Here is a 20,003-nt window from a genome sequence, read left to right as displayed (position 1 = left end):
CGCGGTACGTCGCGGTGCATCGCGGGACGGATGCCGGAACGGCGGATGCGGACGGGATGCCGCCCGGCCCGGTGGGCGCGTCCGCTCGGGGAACGTCACACGGCGGGGCGGGGGCGGAGCCTGGGTCAGCGACAGCCGGAGCTGGCGACCCGGACCAGGTCGATGTGGCGACGGCTGCTGAGAGCGGGCGTCACCGAGGGAGCCAGGGCGGTGAGGGTCCGGCGGACGGTCACGGCGGTGCTCCTCTCGACAGGCGACGGGGTCGGTGCGCAGACTCTGCCACGGCCGTTGCCTCAGGGACAAGCCACTTCCCACATCGTGGTACATCTGGTCTCGCCCGCACACCCCTCGAATGTAGCCCCTTGTGCGGCTCCGGCCCCTGAGATCGGGCGAGTTGACGCGGACGCCCGAGTCAGGGAAGGCTGCCACATCATGGGAAGCTCATACGACGACGTCCCGACCGTCCCACGCCCCGCCCGGCGTTCACGGGCCGCCGCGCCACCGGTGGCCCCCGCAGCCCCGGCCGCCCCCACCGGATCGCAGGCCGTGAGCCGGGCCCTCGGCGTCCTGCACTGCTTCCGCGACAGCGGAACCCCGCTGAGCGCCTCGGACATCGCCCGCCGCACCTCGCTGTCGGTCTCGACGGCCCACCGGCTGGCCCGGACCCTGGTGGCGGCCGGATTCCTCGAACAGGACGCCCACACCGCCCGCTACCGCCTCGGCCCCGCCGTCACCGAACTCGGCCAGCTCTCCTACCACCAGCGCGGACTGCACCTCACCGTCCCCGAACTCGCCGACCTCGCCGCACGCACCGGGGCCACCGCCGACCTCGCCCTGCGGGACGGCGTCCACGCGCTGATCCTCGTCGGCGGTTCCGTACGCCACGACACCGGCGTCGGACTGCGCCGGCCGCTCCACTCCACCGCACTCGGCAAGGTCCTGCTCGCCTGGCCCGGCGGCGAGGAGGACCCGGTCGACGCACTCCCCGGGCTCGACGCCTTCACCGACCGCACCATCGTCGACCCCGAAGCCCTGCGCGCCGAACTCGGCCGCGTGCGCGAGCGGGGCCACGCCGTCAACGACGGCGAGTCGGCACACGGCGTCCGCACCCTGGCGGTCCCGGTGTTCGACCACACCGGACAGGCCCGCTTCGCCCTCGCCCTGCGCGCCACCCCGGCCGTCCTCACCGACGAACGACTGCCCTGGCTCGCCGACCAGGCGCGCGCCTGCGCCACCGCACTGGAGGTCCTGCTCCTCCCGCCGGCCGAGCGCCGCGCCCCCGCACGGCCGAGGCCCGCGGGACCTTGAGCAGGTCCCGCGGGCCTTTCAGCGGCCGGTCGGCAGCCGGTCAGGGGCCGGTCAGGAAGTCGACCAGGAGTCGGTTGACCTCGGCGGGGCGTTCCAGGTAGCCGAAGTGCCCGGTGTCGGGGACGACTTCGGAGCGGGCCCCGGGCACGGCGTCGGCGATCTCCGCGCCCAGCTCCGGCGGGGAGAGGCGGTCGTCGGCGAAGGAGACCACCAGGGTCGGCGCGGTGATTCCGGCGAAGGCGGAGACGCTCGGGGGGAAGCCGGTGAGGGCTGCCGCGAACTGGGCGCGGACTCCGGCGGACGGGGTGGCGGGGGTCATGCCCAGGATGGCGAGCCAGTCCTCCGCCTCGATCTCGTCGCGCAGGCTCGCGGGGGAGAGGTTGGCCAGGGCCCCGAGGGCGGCGCGTGCCTCGGTGGGGAGGGCCACATTGTGGTCGTGCAGGGCGATCTGGGCCTGGGAGAAGACGGTGAGGGCCGCGTCGGGGCGGCCGCGTGTGGCCAGCAGGGCCAGTCGGTTCACCAGGTCGGGGCGGTGCAGTGCGAGCTGTTGGGCCACGCGGGCGCCGAGTGAGGTCCCCACCACATGGGCGGGTCCCTGGGCGACCTTCTCGATCAGGCCGGCCAGGTCGTCGGTGAGGTCGTCGAAGGTGAACCCTTCGGGGCAGGGGGAACTGCCGCCGACGCCGCGGGCGTCGAAGACGATCACGCGCAGGCCCGCCGCGACCAGGGCGGGCACCTGGTGGGCGCGCCAGACGCGGCCCGGGGAGCCCGCGCCCATGGCGAGTACGACCGGGTCTCCGCTGCCGAACTCCTCATAGGCGAGGGTGATCCCGCCGAGTTCGATGGTCTCTGTCATGCGCTGTTCCTCTCGTTCTCCGCGACGGCGGCGGCGAGCGCGTCGAGCGCCTCCCGCCACAGCGCGGCCAGTTCCTTGATGTCCCGCTCGTCGCAGACGCCGGGGTCGTACCGCCACAGCGCCTCCACCACCGGGCCGTCCGGCCCCGGGTGGATCGCGCACACCAGCTCCAGTGCGTACGGCTGGGCCGCGTCCGGCTCGCTGTCCTGCGGGAAGACCGCGCGGAGCGCCTCGTCGGCGACCAGGGTCCACGGCCGGTCCTCGGCGGCGGTCACCACCTGGTCCAGCCGGCCCAGATAGCTGAAGAGCACCTCGGCGGGGACCGCGGCCGACTCGCCGAGCAGACCGTGGTCGAATCCGCCGTGCGGCACCGCCGCCAGCTCGTCCGCGACCTTCTCCAGCAGCCCGAGCGCGGCGTGGTGGTCCGCCGCCGCGCCCCGGGGCGTCAGCCGGTTCCTCGCGCCCGTGCCCGAGTCCAGGACGACGGGGTGGAAGACGTTGAACCAGCCGACGGTACGGGAGGTGTCCACGGGGCGGTCCAGGAAGGGGCCGACGAGATCGTCCCGGCGGCCGTGTCCCTCCCGTACCACGGTGAGCCCGCTGTCCGCCGGACGGCCGTGCCGCTCACGCCAGCCGGCCTCCGCGAGCGCGACCGCCGTGAGCAGCGCGTTCTCGGGGGTGGTGTGCGCGGAGCGCAGCAGAGCGCCGGTCGTGGACGCGTCTGCCGTCACCCGGTGCGACACCAGCCGCCCCCGGGTGTGGACGGCCGGGTCGGCACTCCGGCGCGCGATCCTCGGCGCGCGCTCGTACTCCCGTGCCACCCCGGCCCAGTGGGGCAGCTGATCGCGCGGCTCGGAGCCGCCGGCCCGCGCGGCCAGGGCCCGGGACCAGTCGGCCATGGTGGTGTGCTCGGCGAGCAGCGGGTCCTCGGACCCGTGGGCCGCGGCGAGGTCCTCCAGCAGGACGTGCAGGGAGACGATGTCCACCACCGCGTGGTGCACGGCGAGGAAGAGCCGGGCCACCCCGGTCTCCGTCTCCCGCAGGAAGACCGCCACCATCATCGCGCCGGTGTCCGGATCGAGCCGCTCCCACACCCGGCGGGCGCTCTCCAGGACCACCTGAGGGGTCAGCCTCGGGTACTCCTCCGCCACCAGGACGCGCGGCACGGCGTCCGGTTCGGCCGGGACCAGGGCGAGCCCGCCGTCCGCTTCGAGCACGGTACGGGCGGACAGCTGGGGATGCGCCGCGCGCACGCGCTCCAGCGCCCGGGCGGTCCCCTCCGCGGTGATGTCCGGGGGCAGGGCGATCAGCTGGGACTGCGCGAATCTCCGGTAGGAGCCGAGCCGCCGCATCCACTCCAGCGCCGGGGTGCGCACCGGTTCGGAGCCCGATTCCCCGGGCGCGGCGGACGCCGTCGCCGATGCCGCCGCCGTCACCGCCCGGGCCACCTCGGCCGGTGTGCGGTGGACCGCGATCTGCCGGGGGGTGCACTGGAGCCCGGCCCGGCGCAGTGCGCCGACGAGCGAGATGGTGGCGATGCTGTCCATGCCCCGGTGGAACATGTCGTCGTCGACGCCCAGGTGCGGCTCGTCCAGCAGGGCGCGCGCCGCCGCGAGCACCGTCCGCTCGGCGTCGGTCGCGGGCGGCCGGGAGACGTCCGGGGATTCCCCGCCGCCCGTGGGGCGCGGCAGGGCCCGCAGATCCGCCTTGCCGTTGACCGTCAGCGGCACGGAGTCCAGCTCCACCCACCGCGCGGGCACCATGTAGTGCGGAATGCGCCGGGCCAGATCCTCCCTCAGCTCCACCGGGTCGAGCCGGCCGCCCGCGGAGCGCACCTCCTCGGCCGCCACCACATAGGCGACCAGGACGCGCCCGCGCGCCTCCGGCTGCGCCACCACCACGGCCCGCGCGACATCGGGCCGGGTCTCCAGCGCGGCCACGATCTCGGCGAGTTCGATCCGGTAGCCGCGCACCTTCACCTGGTCGTCGGCGCGGCCGAGGAAGACCAGCCGGCCGTCCGCGTTGCGCCGGACCACGTCTCCGGTGCGGTAGAGCCGCTCCCCGGTGACCGGGTCCGGTACGAACCGCTCGGCGGTCAGTCCGGGCCGGGCCTGGTAGCCGCGCGCCACCTGGAGCCCGCCGAGATACAGCTCGCCGCGCACCCCGACCGGCACCGGCCGCAGATCCGGGCCGAGCACCTGGGCGGAGGACCCCGGCGCGGCACCGCCGATCTGGGGCTCCTCGCCCGCCACCACGAGCGCGTTGACGGCCTCCACGGTGATCTCCGTCGGGCCGTAGAAATTGTGCACCCGGGTGCCCTTGAGTCCGGCGAGGACGTCCCAGGCGCTGCGGGGGATGTCCTCGCCGCCCAGCGCCAGGATGGACAGGGGGCAGTCCTCGCCCTCGATCAGCCCGGCCTCGGCGAGCCGGCCCAGCATCGAGGGGGAGGTGTCCAGCATGTCGACCCCGTGCTCGCGGATCTTGCGCACCAGCCGGTAGGGATCGCGCTGGTCCTCCTCGTCGAAGAGGACCACGGTGTGGCCGCTGAGCAGGGCCAGCTGCGGCTGCCAGCTCGCGTCGAAGGCGAACGACCAGCCGTGCCCGACCCGCAGCACCCGCTCGGGGTCTTCCAGGACGGGCGCGTAGATCTCCTCCCGGTGCGCCTCCAGGAGGGTCAGCAGCCCCCGATGGGTGGCGATGACGCCCTTGGGCTCACCCGTGGAGCCGGAGGTGAACACGGTGTGCACCGCCTGGTCGGCGGCGGTGGACCCGGTGAGACGCCCGGTGCCCGGCCCGCCGGCGGCGGGGGCCCCGTGGCCGGTGGCGCAGCGCTCGCCCGGCCACCAGTCCTGCTCGCCGGGCTCGGCGACGAGCACCTGGGCGCCGGCCAGTTCGACGATGGCGGCGTTGCGTTCGCGGGGCGCGGAGAGGTCGAGCGGTACGAGGACGCCCCCGGCCTTCAGCACGCCGAGCAGGGCGGCGAAGAAGGCGCGGGTGCGCGGCAGCGCCACGGCGACCCGGGTCTCGGGTCCGACGCCGAGGGCGCGCAGCCGGTGGGCGACGGAGTCGGCCCAGCGGTCCAGCGTCCCGTAGTCGAGTTCGCCCTCGGCGTCGATGACGGCGGTGCGCCCGGGGTGCCGGTCCGCGGCCCGCTCGAAGGCGCGGTGGACGCCGTGGTCGGCCGGGTCGGCGGGCCGGTCGACGCCCGCTCCCTCGGCCAGCGCCCTCAGCTCGCCGGCCTCCCCGGGCAGCAGGGCGTCCAGCTCGCGGTGGGTGCGCCCGGGGTCGCGGGCGATCTCCCGCACCAGGTGGAGGAAGCGTTCGGCGAGCCGCCCGGCGTCCAGCCCGCCGAGGAGGGCGTCGACATGGTCGACGTTGACGTACAGCCGGTCGTCGAGGAGGAACGGGACCACGGTGAGCGGGTAGTGGGTGTAGCTGTCCATGAGGACGGGCGACATCGTCACGCCGCCGCCGAGGTCCAGGGTGTCCCTGGCCGTTCCCTTCGGCGTGTTGTGGAAGATCATCATGGTGTCGAAGAGGTCGCCCGCGCCGGCCTCCCGCTGGATCTCGCTGAGCCCCACATAGCCGTGGGCCCGCTGCTCGGCGGCGTCGCGCTGGACGCGCCGGCACAGCTCGCGAAGCGTTTCGTCGGGCCGGAGCGTGACCCGCGCGGGGACGGTGTTGATGAAGAGCCCGATGGACGACTCGATGCCCCGGACCTCCTCGGGGCGGCCGGAGACGGTCACCCCGAAGGTCGTGTCCTCGCGGCCCGTCAGCCGGTGCAGCAGCACGGCCCAGGCCACCTGGGCGACGGTGTTCACGGTGAGGTTGAGCGACCGCACCCGGGCGAGGAGCGTGTCCAGCTCCGGCCCTTCCATGGAGCGCATGGTGAGCCGGGGCAGCGGGGCGACGCCGGGCGGCGCGGTGCCGGCGACCACCGTCGGCTCGTCCACCCCGGCGAGCATCTCGCGCCATCTGCGCAGCGAGCCCTGCCGGTCCTGCCGCTGGAGCCAGCCGATGTACTCGGGGTACGCGGGGGACGCCTCGACGGGTTCGCCGCCGTCCTCCTCGTAGCGGTCCGCCAGCTCCCGCCAGAACAGCGGCACCGACCAGCCGTCCAGCACGATGTGGTGGAAGACCACCAGCAGCCGGTGGTGGCCCGGGGCGAGCGCGGCCAGCGTGGCGCGCAGCGGAGGCCCCTCGACCAGGTCGAAGGGCTCGTACTGCGCGGTGCGCACATACGACTGGAACTCGGGGGCGGCCATCTCCACCTCCCGCCAGGGGAAGTCCACCTCGGCGGGGACCAGCTGCACGGGGTGCGGCAGCCCCTCGTCCCAGAAGCGGGCGAGCAGATGCGGATGCCGGGCCAGTACGGCGGTGAGGGCGCGCCGGAGCCGTTCGGTGTCCAGCGGCCCGTGGAAGTCGGTCAGCACGGCTATGGAGTAGATGTCCGCCGCGCCGTCGGTCTCCGGCTCCCCGGCGTCGCCGGGAGGGCGCTCCGGTGTGCCGTGGAGCATCCTGTTGAGTGAGTACAGCCCCCGTTGCAGGGGGCCGAGTGCCAGGACGTGGGCGATGTCCTGCTTGCCTCTGGGGGCCACCGGGTGTTCCTCACCTGTCGCTGATGTGCGGTCGTTCATGGGCGGGTGCGCGTTCCTGGGCGGGGCCGGCCGCGGGGTGCCGCGGCCGGCCGGGACGGTCAGTGGGACGCGGTGTCCGCGGCCATCGCCTCGCGCAGGTTCAGCGGGCGCATGTCGGTCCAGTTGTCCTCGATGTACTGGAGGACCTCGGCGCGGGACGCCTCGCCGAACACGGTCCGCCAGCCGGGCGGCACCTCACGGAAGGCGGGCCACAGGGCGTACTGCTCCTCCTCGTTGACCACCGCGTGGAATCGGCCGTTCTCGTCGTCGAAGGGGTTCGTGGACATGGTGCGTTCTCCTTTTGAGGGTGTGTGAGTGGCCCGGCGGCGGGCCGGGGTGGATCGGGGCGGATCGGTTCAGCGGGGGGTGAGCTTCCAGGAGTCCGCCTGCTCCCGGAGTTCCACGAAGCGGCGGTAGGTGCCGTCGTGCTCCATCAGCTCGGTGTGGGTGCCCGACTCGGTCACCCGGCCCTCGTCGAGGACGATGATGCGGTCCGCGCCCCGGACGGTCTGGAGCCGGTGCGCGACCACGAGCACGGTCCGGTCCTCGGCGAGCCGCGCGATGGCCTGCTGCACCAGCCGCTCGTTCTCCGCGTCGAGGGAGGAGGTCACTTCGTCGAGCAGCACGATCGGCGCGTCCTTCAGCAGGGCGCGGGCGATCGAGACCCGCTGCCGCTCGCCGCCCGACAGGGTGGAGCCGCCCTCGCCGACCCGGGTGTCCCAGCCGTCCGGCAGCCGGCCGACGATCTCGTCCACCCGGGCCAGCCGGGCGACCCGCTCCAGCTCCTCCCGGGTCGCCCCCGGCCTGGCCAGCAGGATGTTGTTCTCGATGGTGTCCTCGAACAGATACGGGTCCTGCGAGACCAGGGAGAGCTGGCGCATCAGCGCCTCGGTGCCCAGCTCCCGGATGTCCCGGCCGCCCACGAGCACCGTGCCCGCGCCCGGTTCGGGGTCGTAGAAGCGGGCGATGAGGGAGAGGACCGTGGACTTGCCCGCGCCGGAGGGTCCCACCAGCGCGGTCAGCGTGCCCGGGGCGGCGCTGAAGGAGAGCGAGCGGAGCACCGGCCGGCCGGGCTCGTAACCGAACTCCACCTCGCGGAACTCGACCGTGGGAGCGCCCGCGGGGGCGGCCTCCGCCGGCTCCGGCAGCGGCTCCACGGAGAGTACCTCCTGGAACCGGCGCATGCCGACCGCCGCGATCCGCAGTCCGCCCGCGACCTCCGCCACGGCGGTGAGCGGCTCGACGAACCGTACCGCGAGCACCATCACGGCCAGCAGGACCGCGATGTCCGCGTCCCCCGCGAGGGACAGATGCACGACCAGGGCGAGCACGGCCGTCAGCACGGTCTGCAGGGCGAGGAAGAGGGGGGCGCTCGCCGCCGAGCTGCCGATCACCATCCGGCGGGCCTGGGCGTCCTGTTCGGCGAAGGCCGCGCCCAGCGGGCCGCCCTCGTCGGCGCCGCGGCCGTAGGCGCGCAGCACCGGCTGCTGGGTGGCGTACTCCAGGACCCGTGCCGAGGCGCGGTTGGTGCCCGCCTCCCAGTCGTTCTCGACCCGCTCGATCACCCGCAGATACAGACGGTACGCGAGGAGCGGCAGGGGAGCGCCGATCAGCAGCGCGAGGCCGATCTCCCAGCGTACGACGAGGGTCACGGCGATGATCGTGGCCGGGGCGACGAACGCGGTGATGACCGGGGCGACGAGATGGGCGGGGGCGGTGGCCACGTCGAGGGCCGTCTTGGTGACGAGCCGGTTGACCTTCGCGGAGCGGCCGGCGCCGAACCAGCCCAGCGGGATGGTGGTCAGCGTCTCGCCCAGCCGGGTGTGGAGCAGCCGCAGCAGCCGGCTGGACAGCTCGCCCGAGCGCAGATGGTTGCGGAGGATCAGCACATGGTGGACGAGGACGAGGGCGGCGAGGACGCCCGCCCAGGTCCAGGTGCGCCCCCAGTCCTCGGTGAAGACGGCGCTCAGCAGGGGGATCAGGGTGCAGCCGGCCAGGGCCTGGAGGATCGCGGCGGCGGTGATCCGCAGCAGCAGGGCGCGCAGTTGGCGCTTCCCGGTGTCGTCGAGCAGGGCGTGCAGGTCGCGGATCATGATGCTGCGGGTCCTTCCCGGCGGTCGCCGCGGTCGCCGCGGTCGTCGTGGTCCTGCTCCCGGTCCCCGGCGGGGTCCGGGAGCGACGGGGTCTCTCCGGCCGGAGCGGCCGGGGCCGCGCTCTCCCCGGTGTGGGCCGCCCACAGCGCCGGGTAGAGCCCGCCGCCCCGGAGCAGTTCCTCGTGGGTGCCGCTCGCCGCGATCTCGCCGCCGTCCAGGACGACGATGGCGTCCGCGTGGCGGACGGTGTGCAGCCGGTGCGCCACCACCAGCACCGTCTTGTCGGCGGCCAGGGCGCTCAGCGCCTGCTGGATGCTGGCCTCGCTGTCGGGGTCCACGGCGGAGGTCGCCTCGTCGAGGATGAGGACGGGCCGGTCGGCCAGGATCGCCCGGGCGATCGCGATGCGCTGGCACTCGCCGCCCGACAGGGTGGCGTCCTCGCCGACGACCGAGTCCAGGCCCTTGGGCAGCCGTTCGATCACCTCCGCGACATGGGCGGCGCGGGCCGCCCGCAGCACGTCCTCGTCGCTCGCGTCGGGCCGGGCGAGCCGGATGTTGTCGCGCAGGGACATCCGCAGCGGGGTGGTGTCCTGGAAGACGAAGCCGACGTGCTCGTACAGGTCCGCGAAGGGCAGCCGGCGCAGATCCGTGCCGTCGACGGTGATCCGGCCGCCGGCCGGGTCCTGGAAGCGCGCCAGCAGTTTCGCGAGCGTCGACTTGCCGGAGCCGGACGGGCCGACCAGGGCGGTCATCGTGCCGGGGGCGAGGGTGAGATCGATCCCGCGCAGCGCGGAGGTCTCACCGTAGGAGAAGTCCACCGACTCGAAGCGGATCGTGGAGCCGGTCGCGGAGAGCCGCGGCCCGTGCGGGACCGACGGAAGCTCCGGCTCGGCGAGGATCTGCCGGACCCGGTCGGCCGCGCCGCGCGCCGCGAGCAGCGCGTGGTAGTTGAAGCCCACGGCCAGCACGGGCGCGGGGATGGCGAGTCCCAGCACGATGAACGGCAGCAGCTCCAGCGGCCCGTCGAGCCGGCCCGCGTTCAGCAGGCCCGCGCCCGCCGCGGTCGTGGTCAGCAGCAGGGTCATCGGGGACAGCGCCAGCTCCATGAAGGTCGCGCCCGCCGAACTCGACCGCATCCACTCGTAGTGCCGGTTGTCGAAGTCGTCCGCGGCCTCCCGGTAGGACCGGTGGGCGCGCCCGATGGTGCCGAAGGACTTCACCTCGGTGATGCCGTCGACGAAGCCCACGGTCACCGAGCCCAGCCGGCCCAGGGAGCCCGCGTACTCCACCATCTTCTCGGTGGTGCCACGGGTGGCGATCTTCAGTCCGAGCATGCCCGCGAGCACCGGCAGCAGGGTGACGGCCGTCATCAGCGGGTCGGTGAACAGCAGATAGCCGAGGATGGTCACGGGGACCACGACGGCCGTGGTGAGTTCGGTGACCGAGTGCGCCACCAGATGGTGCAGCGCCCCCACGTCGTCCTGGACGGCCTTCTTCACCAGGCCCGAGTTGCGCTCGGTGAACCAGCCCAGCGGCACCCGGCCGAGCCTGCGCACCACCGACCGGCGGACCGAGGAGCCGAGGCGCACATCGGCGAGGTGGGAGACGGTCGCGGCGGCGAGGGTGAGGACCAGGCGCAGGGCGAGCGCGCCCGCGGCGATCCAGGCCGCGGTCCATGCCGCGTCCTCGTCCACGGCCCCGCCGTTCACTCCGGGCAGCAGCACCCCGGCCAGCTCGACCAGGCAGATCAGCGGGACGATGCCCGCGAAGGCGGCGACGGCCGCGAGGGCGGCGCTGACGCCGAGCGGCCCGCGCACCGGGCGCAGCAGCGCGCCGAGGGTGGCGGGGGCGTCGGCGGGCGGCACGGGGGCGGCCGGCGCCGCGTTCGCGGGCGGGTCCTCCTCGTGCCGGGCGGCCGGTGCGGAGGTGCCGGTGTCGGTATCGGTGGTGGTCGGGCTCACTGGGGCGCTCCTTGCTGGTCGTCGGCGGCCTGGGGCACGGGGGCGGTGGGCGGCTGCCGGAACGCGAGGGTGATCAGCCCCAGCGCGAGCAGGGAGGTGACGGCGGTGGCGACGGGCAGCCAGCCCGGACCCGCCTGGGAGACGATGACTCCGCCGAGCGCCCCGCCGATGGCGATGCCGAGGTAGCCGAAGCTCGTGTTCAGGGCCAGCGCCTGGGCGGTGAGTTCGCCGGCGACCTGGTGCAGCCGGGTCTGGACGGCGGGTGAGCTGAGGTAGGCGAGCGCGCCCCAGAGGGCCACCAGCGGCAGGAAGAGCGCGGTCGGGACGGGCCGCAGCCACCACAGCGCGGTCAGGGTCAGCATCACGGCGGTGAAAGCGCCGAGGCCCAGCCGGATGGTGCGGTCCGCGCCGAGCCGGTCGGTGGCGAACCCGCCGGCGAAGACTCCGACGGTGCCGGCGACGCCGAGCACGGCGAAGACGAGGCCGCGCACGCTGTCACCGGCGCTGAGCAGGCTCTGGAGATAGGGGACGAGATAGGTCAGCAGCATGATCGAGCCCATGATCGCCACTCCGCCGCCGGTGAGGGCGAGGGAGATCGGCCGGGCGGACAGCGCGCGGACCTGCTGCCGCAGGGGGAGCGGGACGGTCGGCTCGGTCGCGGGCAGGAAGAGGGCGACGAGCACCAGGCTCAGCGCGCCCAGGCCCGCCATCGTGCCGAAGGTGGCCTGCCAGCCCAGTCCGGTGCCGATCCAGCTGCCCAGCGGCACCCCGAAGGCGATGGAGCCGGTGACGCCGATCGCCAGGACCGACAGATACCGTCCCCGGCGCTCCGCGGGAGCCAGTTCGGCGGTGCTGGCGAAGATCAGCGGGGTCGCCGCGGCGGCGGCCAGGGCGGCGGCGACGCGCAGCCCCACCATCACCGCGTACGAGTCGGTCGCGGTGGCGGCCAGATTGGCGGCGGTGAAGACGGCCAGCGCGCTCAGCACCACCGCGCGCCGGGCGACATGGGACAGCAGCAGTCCGGCCAGGGGTGTGACGAGTGCGATCGTCAGCGAGAACACCGTGACGAGCTGGCCGGCGACGGCCTCGGAGACCGAGAGCCCTTCGGCCACCTCGGGGAGTATCCCCGCGATCACATGATCGTCCGTGTAGAACGTGAATATCGACAGGAACAGCGCGACGAGCCACATCGGCATCGCGGTTCCTTTCCCCTCTGCCACCAATTCTCCCTGACCGGTATGGGTGTGCGGTAAATGGACCTCGACGGACCGCGGTGCCCCGGAGCGCTCCGGGGCACCGCGCGACCGACTACTTCGTCGTCTCGGAGAGATAGGTCTTCCAGACGTCCTGGACGGTCTTCTGCGACGTCAGCTCACCCTGTCCGGAGGCGAGCGTGTTCAGGTCGTGCGCGGACGCGTAGAAGGCGAATCCGGACATGCCGTACCAGATGTCGGCGTCCGGGATGACGACCTCGCCCTTCAGCTCCTTGAAGGTCGGCTTCTTCTGGAGCGCGGCCGGGTCGTAGTAGGCCCCCTTCGGGATCACGATCAGCTCGGCGTCCTGCTCGGACAGAAACTCCGAGGAGAGCGGCACCGAGTAGCCCTTGACCTCGCGCTGCTGGAACTCGGGGCGGGTGAATCCCGCCTCGGCGACCAGGGTGGAGATGGGCACGTGCGGGGGCATGGTGAAGTCGTTCTGCCCGAAGGAGTTGCCGAGCAGGGAGAGCGTCTCGTCGCCCTTCTCCGCCTTGTTGGCCTCCGCCGGCTTCTTCAGGAGCGCCTCGGTCGCGGCGATCTGCCGCTTGCCGATCTCCTCCTTGCCGAAGTAGCCCGCGGTGTTGGCGACGATCTCGCGCCAGGTGCCCTCGATGGGCAGGACGACGGTGGGGGCCAGCTTGGTCAGCTTCTTGTAGCCGACGCCCGCCGGCCCGGCCGCGCCGGTGCCGACCATCAGGTCGGGTCCGTCGACGGTGAGCTTCTCCATGGCGGGGAGGGTGCCGACCGTCACGTCGCGCACCTCGACGCCCCCGGCCTCAAGGATCTCCTGGGCGCGCGGCTGGGCGCTCGCCTTGTAGACGACCTTGGGCTTGATGCCGAGGGACAGGAGGGTGAGTCCGGCGACCTCGTCCAGCGCGACCACGGACTTCGGCGCGGTCGGCACGTTCAGGGTGCCGAGCGCGTGGGTGACACTGCGGGTCGTCTTCTCGGCGGGGGCCTTCTCCCCGCCCTTGCCGCCGTCCGCACCGTCCTTCTCCGACGACGTACCGCAGCCGCTGAGGAGCAGCGGGGCCACCAGGGCCGCTGCGACAAGGACACGACGCTTGCTCATGGTTCTTCTTCTTTCGCTGATTCTTCTTGTGGTTCTACGCGCGCGCGCCGGCGTTGCCGAGCATGCGGTTCACTCGCTGGGCGAGTGCCCTCGGCAGCCGGGAGACCGCGGCGATGAACGCCTTGTTGCGGATCCCGGGCATCGAGAACGTCTTTCCTCTTCGGAGGTCCACGAGGCACTGGTCGACGACATCGTGCGGATCCATCCACCAGCCGTCGCCGACCGTCCGCACGTCGATGCCCGCCCGTGCGTGGAACTCGGTGCGCACGAACCCGGGGGCGAGGACCATCACCCTGGTGTTCGTGCCGCGCAGGGCGTGGCTCAGCCCCTGCGAGAAGTAGAGGACCCACGCCTTGGAGGCGGCGTAGGTCGATCCCCGCCCCGGCACCAGGCCGGTGATGGAGGAGAGGTTGACGACCGTTCCGCCGTCGTTCTCCAGCATGTGGGCGACGGCGGCCCGGGTGAACTCCTGGGTGCTGGAGACGTTCACCGCGAGCTGGGCGTCCAGCGCGGCGCTCTCCACGGACCAGAAGGACCCCGAGACGCCGAACCCGGCGGCGTTCACCAGGAAGTCGACGCCCCGCCCGACGCGCTCCTCGACGGCGCGGCGGTCGGCGGCGGACGCCAGATCGGCGGGCAGCACCTCGCAGCGCGTCCCGTACCGCCCGGTCACCCGCTCCGCGACGGCCGACAGCCGGTCCTCGTCCCGGGCGACGAGCACCAGGGAGTAGCCGTTTTGGGCGAGCCGGTCCGCGAAGGCCGCGCCCAGGCCCGAACTGGCCCCGGTGATCAGCGCGTACCGCTCGCGGACCGGTCCGCGGACCTGGACGTACGGCTCCGGCCGCTCGGCCGGTTCACTGCTCGTCATCGCCCTCGCCCTCCAGATAGGCGTCCAGCTCGTCCTCGCTCAGCTCGGAGACCTCCCGGTACAGACCGGCGATCTCCTCCAGCCGGCCGGGGTCGGCCTCGGTGCGGCGCAGCAGGGCCGCGAACTCGGCGGCGCTGCGGGTGGAGAAGATGCCGCCGGGTCTGATGCGGGCCCCGGGCAGGATCGCCCGCAGGTCCAGCACCACCCGTGAGACGACCAGGGAATCGCCGCCGAGCAGGAAGAAGTTGTCGTCCGGCAGGACCCGGTCCACCTCCAGACGGCGGCTCCACACATCGCGGACCAGCCACTCCAGGGCGCCGTCGGACGAGGTGCCGTCGTCGGCCGCCGGGTCGTCCCCGGCGTCGCCGCCCGCGTGCTCGCTCTCGTACGCCCGCAGCAGCGCGGCCCGGTCCACCTTGCCGTTGCGGCTGGTGGGCAGGGTGGTGACGGCGATCAGACGCTGGGGGCGCAGCGCGGGCGGCAGCCCGGTCATGACCCAGCCCTGTACGGCGCGGGGGTCCACGCCGTCGGCGAGCACCACGAAGGCGACGAGCGCGCGCACCGTGCCGCGTACGGCCCCCGGCAGCGGGAGCACCGCCGAACGGCGCACCCCGGGGAGGCCGTTGAGGAAGGCGGTCACCTCGCCCGGCTCCACCCGGTGGCCCTGGATCTGCACCTGGTCGTCGGCGCGGCCGATGAACTCGATGAGTCCGTCGCGGAACCGTCCGAGGTCGCCGGTGCGGAAGAACACCTCGCCGGTGTCCGGGTCCGTGCCGTGGCGGTCGCGGGAGATCCCGTCCGCGGTGAGGTAGCCGGGCGTCACGCCCACGCCCGCGACGACCAGTTCGCCGCTCGCCCACGCGGGCCGGTCCCGGAAGTCGCCGTCCACCACCCGGTAGTACGTCCCGGGGATGGGCCGGCCGTACGGGACGGTCGACCAGTCGGGGCCGACGGCGTCGGGGCCGTCCACCTCGTGGGCGATGTTCCAGCCGGTGGTCTCGGTGGGACCGCCGATGCTCACCGGGCGCACCTCGGGGGCGGCCGCGCGCAGCCGGTCGAGGAGCGGCAGGGGCACCCAGTCGCCGCCGGTCAGCACCCGTCGCAGCGAGGGCAGGGCGGGCGCGGGCGCGGTGCCCGCGCCGTCGAGCAGCATCTCCACCACGGCGGGCGCGGCGCACAGGGAGGTGACCTCGTGCCGGTCGACGGCGCGCGCCCACTCCTGGGCGTCGGCCTCCCGGCCGCGTCCGGCTACCACGACCGTGCCGCCCGCGCCGAGCATCACGAACAGGTCGAACAGCGACAGGTCGTGGTGGAGGGAGGCCACCGCCAGGGAGGTGTCCGTCTCGTCGAGGCCGAGGCGGTCGATGGTGTGCTCCACACAGTTGGCGAGGCCGTCGAAGGTGATCGGCACGCCCTTCGGCTCGCCGGTGGAGCCGGAGGTGAACAGGACGTACGCCCACGCGGATCCGGACCGGCCGGCCGGTTCGCCGCCGGGCCAGGGGGTACGCCAGGACGCGCCGTCCGCGGCCTGGGCGGCTTCGGCGTCGACGCGGAGCACCCCGGAGGGGACCAGCGCGCGGTTCGCCGGGTCGGTCACCGCCACCCGGACGCCGGCCTGCCGCAGCACGGCGGCGATCCGCTCGGGCGGCAGCTCGGTGTCCAGGGGCAGATAGGCCCGGCCGGTCTCCATGACGCCGAGACAGGCCGCGTACTGCCGCCAGCCGCGCCGCACCAGGACCGCCACCGGTTCGCCGGACTCCCCGGCGGCCCGGCCGAGCGCGGCCGCGACGTCCAGCGCGACGGCACGGGCCGCCGCCGCCAGCTCGCCCCGGGTCAGTGCGGTGTCCCCGTCCACCAGGGCGGGCGCGCCGGCGTCGCTCAGGGCCCGCTCGCGGATCACCGTGTGGGGCGCAACGCCCCGTGCGGTGCGCGCGGGCCCCTCGCCGCGCTCCCGGGCCACCGTCTCGGAGACGGCCGCCACCGGGGGCTCGGACCAGGCGGAGACGGAGTCGCCGAGGGCCTCCAGCTGCGCGATCAGCAGCCGGAACACCCCGTCGACGACGGCCGGCGGGAAGAGCTCCTCCACCACGTCCCAGTTGAGCACCAGGGAACCGGCGCGCTCGCGCAGCAGCAGATCCATCCACACCTGGGGGGTCTGGCTGAGCGCGTAGGTCTCCCGCAGCCGTCCGTCGAAGATCTCGTCCACGCCGTCGCCGACGCCGAGTTCGCTGGTCATGACCACGGGCGCGAGCGCCTCGGTGACACCGCCGTTGCGGCGGATGAGTTCCCGGGTGACGTCCATGCCGGTGAAGTGGCGGTGGTCCAGATCGTCGAGCAGCCGGCGCTGTACGCGGGCCGCCAGCCGGTCGAAGGCGGCGACGCCCGACGTGTCGACCTCCAGCAGGGTGAAGGAGGCGCACTCGCCGACGATGTCGTCGACACCGGGGTGGACCGGGTAGCGGCTCATGCTCGGCACATTGAGCAGGAACCTGGGGTCGTCCGCCCACTGCGCGAGGGCCCAGGCGTAGGCCCCGAGGACGACCGCGGTGGGGGTGAGGCCCCGGTGGGCCGCCTCCGCGCGGATCCGCGCCCAGCGCTCGGACGTGAGGGTGTGACGGCGGTTGACGAAGACCGGGGCCGCGGCCCCCGCCGGGTCCCGCAGCAGCGGCATCCGGGGGCCGGCGGGCAGGGTCTCGATCCGCTTCCGCCAGTACTCCGCCGCCCGTTCGAACTCGGGCTGCTCACGGAGCCGGGCCACCGCCGCGACGTACTCCCGGAAGGTGGGCGCGCCGGGGGCGGGGGCGAGGTCGCCGCGGAGCGCGGCGGACCAGTCGTCGAAGATCACCTGGATGCCGCGGGCGTCCGCGAGCAGGGCGTCGATGCTGACGCACATCCGCAGCCCGCGCTCGGGCAGCCGGATGAACACCACGCTGAACAGGGGGAAGACACCCGGGGGACGGCTCTCGTGGGAGAGCCGTTCGCGGACGGCCGCGGCGGCCCCCGGGTCGGCCACGGCGTCGACGATCTCGCAGACGTACGGCGTGATCTCCTCGGAGCGCAGCACCCGCTGGGTCATGTTCTGCTCGTCGAAGACCGTCCGCAGCATGTCGTGACGGTCGATCAGCCGCCGCAGCGCCTCCTGGACCTCCTCGATCCGGACGCCGGGGCCCTCGCGGTCCCCGTCCGGGGCCGCCTCCTCGCCCTCGTACTCCAGATAGAGGTGGCAGGCCACCCCGCCGCCCTCGATGTCGCCGCCGCGTCCGATCAGATACGCCTGCTGCTGGTCGAGGAGGTCGAAGGGCTCGTACCGCTCGGCGGGCCGGGGCCGCAGGACCGGCTCGGTCCGAGGCGCGGCGGGGGCCGCCGACCGGGAGTCGACCAGCGCGGCGAGGGCGTCGAAGCGCGAGTGCTCGGCGACGTCGGGCACATTGAGCCGGATGCCCAGCCGCCGCCGTACGGCGGATGCGACCTGGATCGCGGTGAGGGAGCTTCCGCCGACCTGGAAGAAGTCGTCCTCGTCGGCGACCTCGGCGACTCCGAGGATCTCGGTCCAGACGGCCGCCAGTTCGGCCCGGGGGCCGGTCCGCAGGGCACCGGAGGTCTCGGCGGGCAGCGCGGTGTGGTCCGGCAGGGCGGCCTTGTCCACCTTGCCGCTGGGCGTCAGCGGCAGGGCGTCCAGCAGGACCACCGAGGACGGCACCATGTACTCGGGCAGCGACGCGCCGAGCCGCTCCCGCAGCCGGGCGGCGAGACCGTCCCCGGCTCCCCGCGGCACCACGTACGCGACCAGGACATTGGTCCCGGACGCGCCCTGCCGGGCGACCGTCGCCGCGTTGGCGACCTCCGCCTGGTCCAGCAGCCGCGCGGTGACCTCGTCCGGCTCGACCCGGTGGCCGCGGATCTTCGTCTGGGCGTCGGCGCGCGCCACATAGGCGAGCCCGCCGTCCGGCAGCAGCCGCACCAGGTCGCCCGTGCGGTACATCCGCGCGCCGGGCGCGCCGAACGGGTCGGCGACATAGCGTTCCGCCGTCATCCCCGGGCGGTGCAGATAGCCGCGCGACAGCTGGGGGGCCGCCGCGTACAGCTCGCCGACCTCGCCCGGCGGCACCGGGCGCAGCCGGGAGTCGAGGACATGGCCCCGGCAGGTGTCGAGCAGCGGCCCGAGTGCGACCGGGCCCTTGGCGTGTCCGCGGCCCCGCCGGGGCAGCGGGTAGGCGGTGATGACATGGCTCTCGGTGGGGCCGTAGTGGTTGTGCAGGGTGGTGCGCGGATGGGCCTCCAGGAAGCGGTCGATGCCGTCGTTCATCACCAGCGGCTCGCCCGACTGGTAGATGTGACGCAGCGACGGCAGCGCGACACCGCTCTCACCGGCCGCCCGGCACATCTCCTGGAGCATCACCTGCGGGCAGAAGAACTCGGTGACCCGCTGCCGGGCCATCAGCGCGACCAGCGCCTCGGGGTCGGTGCGCTCCTCGTCGCGCGGGAGCACCAGGCACTTGCCGGCGGCGAGCGCGGTGAGGATCTCCTGGCTGGCGACGTCGAAGTTGAGGCTCGCGAACTGAAGGACCCTCGGCTCGGTCTCCGCCGTGGCCGTACGGGTGTGCCAGTCCACCAGATTGCCGATGGCGCCGACCGTGTGCACCACGGCCTTGGGCGTGCCCGTGGAGCCGGAGGTGTAGAGGACGTACAGCGCGTCGTCCTCGCCCGTGGCGGCCCACTCGGGGTCCCCCGGCAGACCGTCCGTGTCCGCGAGGTCGATCGCGCCGGTGGTCCCCGTCCCCGTGTACGGCGCGAGGGTCGTCCCGTCGCCGATCACCGTCTCCACGCCCGAGTCGGCGGCCATGAAGGCCACCCGTGCACGCGGATAGGCGACGTCGAGCGGCAGATAGGCCCCGCCGACCCGCACCACGGCGATGACCGCGGCGATCGCGTCGACGGATCGCGGCAGGGCGATGCCGACGGTGCTGCCCCGGCCGCAGCCGTGCTTGCGCAGCAGCGCGGCGATCTCCGAGGAACGCTCGTCGAGCGCCCGGTAGGAGACGGCGGAGTCCCCCGCCAGGATCGCGGGGGCGTCGGGGGTACGGGCGAACTGCCGGGCGATACGGGCGGGCAGCGTGATCGGCTCCGGCGCGGGCGGGCGCTCGCCGCGCACCAGCCGGCCGACGAGACGGTCCACGTCCTCGGGCGGGACGGAACGGACGTCGTGATCGACGACGACCGTCCCGTCCGCGCGCACCTCGACCGCCAGCGGGTAGGCGTGCCGGGGGTCCTCGCTGTGCTCGTCGACGCCGATCTCGGCATCCGGTCCGGCGGCGTCGGCGGGGATCGCCCGCACCCAGGGCCGGTCGAGCAGCAGGGAGCCGCCGAGCGGGTCCGGCGCGGACGGCGCGGGGGCGTCCGCCCCCAGGACCGTGCGCACCTCGCCGGGGCTCACCGCCGGCATCAGCGACCGCAGCCACTCGGCCGTGTCCCCGGCGGCGAACTCGGCCGAAGGGGTCACCTCGACGCTCCGCCGCCTCGGGCAACGGGCGGCCTCCGGACCCAGGACGGCGGGCACGGCGGGGAACGGCGCGCCGCCGGGCCCGTCCGGCAGCGCCACCCGGGCGCACAGCTCAAGCGCCGCCTCGTACGGGAGCAGGGCGAGGCCCGGGGTGCGCGGGGCCGCCACCGAGACGAGATCGAGCGCGCCCCGGCCGTCGGCGGGCGCGGGCATCCGCACCACCCGCAGGGTCCAGCCCTCGCCCCGGGCGAGGGCCTCGTGCCACTGCGCCGCCTGCACCTCGCGGAACGCGGCGAGCGCCGCCGCCTCCCCGCGGTCGGTGAGATCCACCAACCCGGCGGCCCCGGGCGATCCGCCCGGACCCGCCGCGTCCACCCACCGGTGCGCGGGCACGGCGCCCCGCACCCGCAACACGATATGGGTCACTGGTGTCCCCATGCTCAGACCGCCTC

General features: G+C 74.2%; 11 protein-coding genes. 1 reads left to right on the top strand and 10 read right to left on the bottom strand.

The genetic code is table 11. The features are described from left to right. Positions 1–125: 125 nt before the first annotated feature. Positions 126–233, bottom strand: a complete 108-nt coding sequence (locus ABD371_RS16405) for a putative leader peptide (protein ID WP_344477472.1) — start codon at positions 231–233, stop codon at positions 126–128. Between the two features lie 199 nt (positions 234–432). On the opposite strand from ABD371_RS16405, the gene ABD371_RS16400 reads away from it, so the two are divergent. Then, positions 433–1,308 (top strand): IclR family transcriptional regulator, encoded by an 876-nt coding sequence (locus ABD371_RS16400; RefSeq protein WP_381733842.1) that lies wholly within the window; start codon positions 433–435, stop codon positions 1,306–1,308. Between the two features lie 40 nt (positions 1,309–1,348). Here ABD371_RS16400 and ABD371_RS16395 read toward each other — a convergent pair whose 3' ends face one another. The 9 genes from ABD371_RS16395 to ABD371_RS16355 form a co-directional block, all read right to left on the bottom strand. Beyond that, on the bottom strand, positions 1,349–2,164 hold the full coding sequence (locus tag ABD371_RS16395) for an alpha/beta fold hydrolase (protein WP_344477470.1): 816 nt from the start codon (positions 2,162–2,164) through the stop codon (positions 1,349–1,351). Continuing rightward, entirely contained in the window at positions 2,161–6,762 is a 4,602-nt protein-coding gene (locus ABD371_RS16390) for an amino acid adenylation domain-containing protein (protein WP_344477467.1), read from the bottom strand. The genes ABD371_RS16395 and ABD371_RS16390 overlap by 4 nt, the downstream gene beginning before the upstream one ends. Before the next feature lie 98 nt (positions 6,763–6,860). After that, a complete protein-coding gene (locus ABD371_RS16385) occupies positions 6,861–7,088 on the bottom strand; it encodes an MbtH family protein (RefSeq protein ID WP_344477466.1) in 228 nt (75 codons plus the stop codon). A 69-nt stretch (positions 7,089–7,157) separates the two neighbouring features. Beyond that, complete coding sequence (locus ABD371_RS16380; protein ID WP_344477463.1) at positions 7,158–8,894, bottom strand: ABC transporter ATP-binding protein; 1,737 nt, start codon at positions 8,892–8,894, stop codon at positions 7,158–7,160. After that, the gene (locus tag ABD371_RS16375) at positions 8,891–10,855 is read right to left on the bottom strand and encodes an ABC transporter ATP-binding protein (protein WP_344477461.1); all 1,965 of its coding nucleotides are present in this window, start codon (positions 10,853–10,855) and stop codon (positions 8,891–8,893) included. Before ABD371_RS16375 ends, ABD371_RS16380 begins: the two co-directional genes overlap by 4 nt. Continuing rightward, complete coding sequence (locus tag ABD371_RS16370; protein ID WP_344477459.1) at positions 10,852–12,051, bottom strand: MFS transporter; 1,200 nt, start codon at positions 12,049–12,051, stop codon at positions 10,852–10,854. The genes ABD371_RS16375 and ABD371_RS16370 overlap by 4 nt, the downstream gene beginning before the upstream one ends. Before the next feature lie 112 nt (positions 12,052–12,163). Next, entirely contained in the window at positions 12,164–13,183 is a 1,020-nt protein-coding gene (locus tag ABD371_RS16365) for an ABC transporter substrate-binding protein (protein ID WP_344477457.1), read from the bottom strand. Positions 13,184–13,217: 34 nt separating this feature from the next. After that, positions 13,218–14,051 carry an SDR family NAD(P)-dependent oxidoreductase gene (locus ABD371_RS16360; RefSeq protein ID WP_344477455.1) on the bottom strand — a complete coding sequence of 278 codons (834 nt, stop codon included), beginning with the start codon at positions 14,049–14,051 and terminating at the stop codon, positions 13,218–13,220. Further along, positions 14,038–19,989: an amino acid adenylation domain-containing protein gene (locus ABD371_RS16355; protein ID WP_344477452.1), complete on the bottom strand. Its 5,952-nt coding sequence runs from the start codon at positions 19,987–19,989 to the stop codon at positions 14,038–14,040. Before ABD371_RS16355 ends, ABD371_RS16360 begins: the two co-directional genes overlap by 14 nt. Positions 19,990–20,003: the final 14 nt, after the last annotated feature.

The sequence above is a fragment of the Streptomyces amakusaensis genome, from assembly GCF_039532665.1.
In the GTDB taxonomy this organism is placed as follows: domain Bacteria; phylum Actinomycetota; class Actinomycetes; order Streptomycetales; family Streptomycetaceae; genus Streptomyces; species Streptomyces amakusaensis.
The sequence above is the reverse complement of the archived record's forward strand: the minus strand, read 5'-3'. Positions and strand labels throughout refer to the sequence as shown.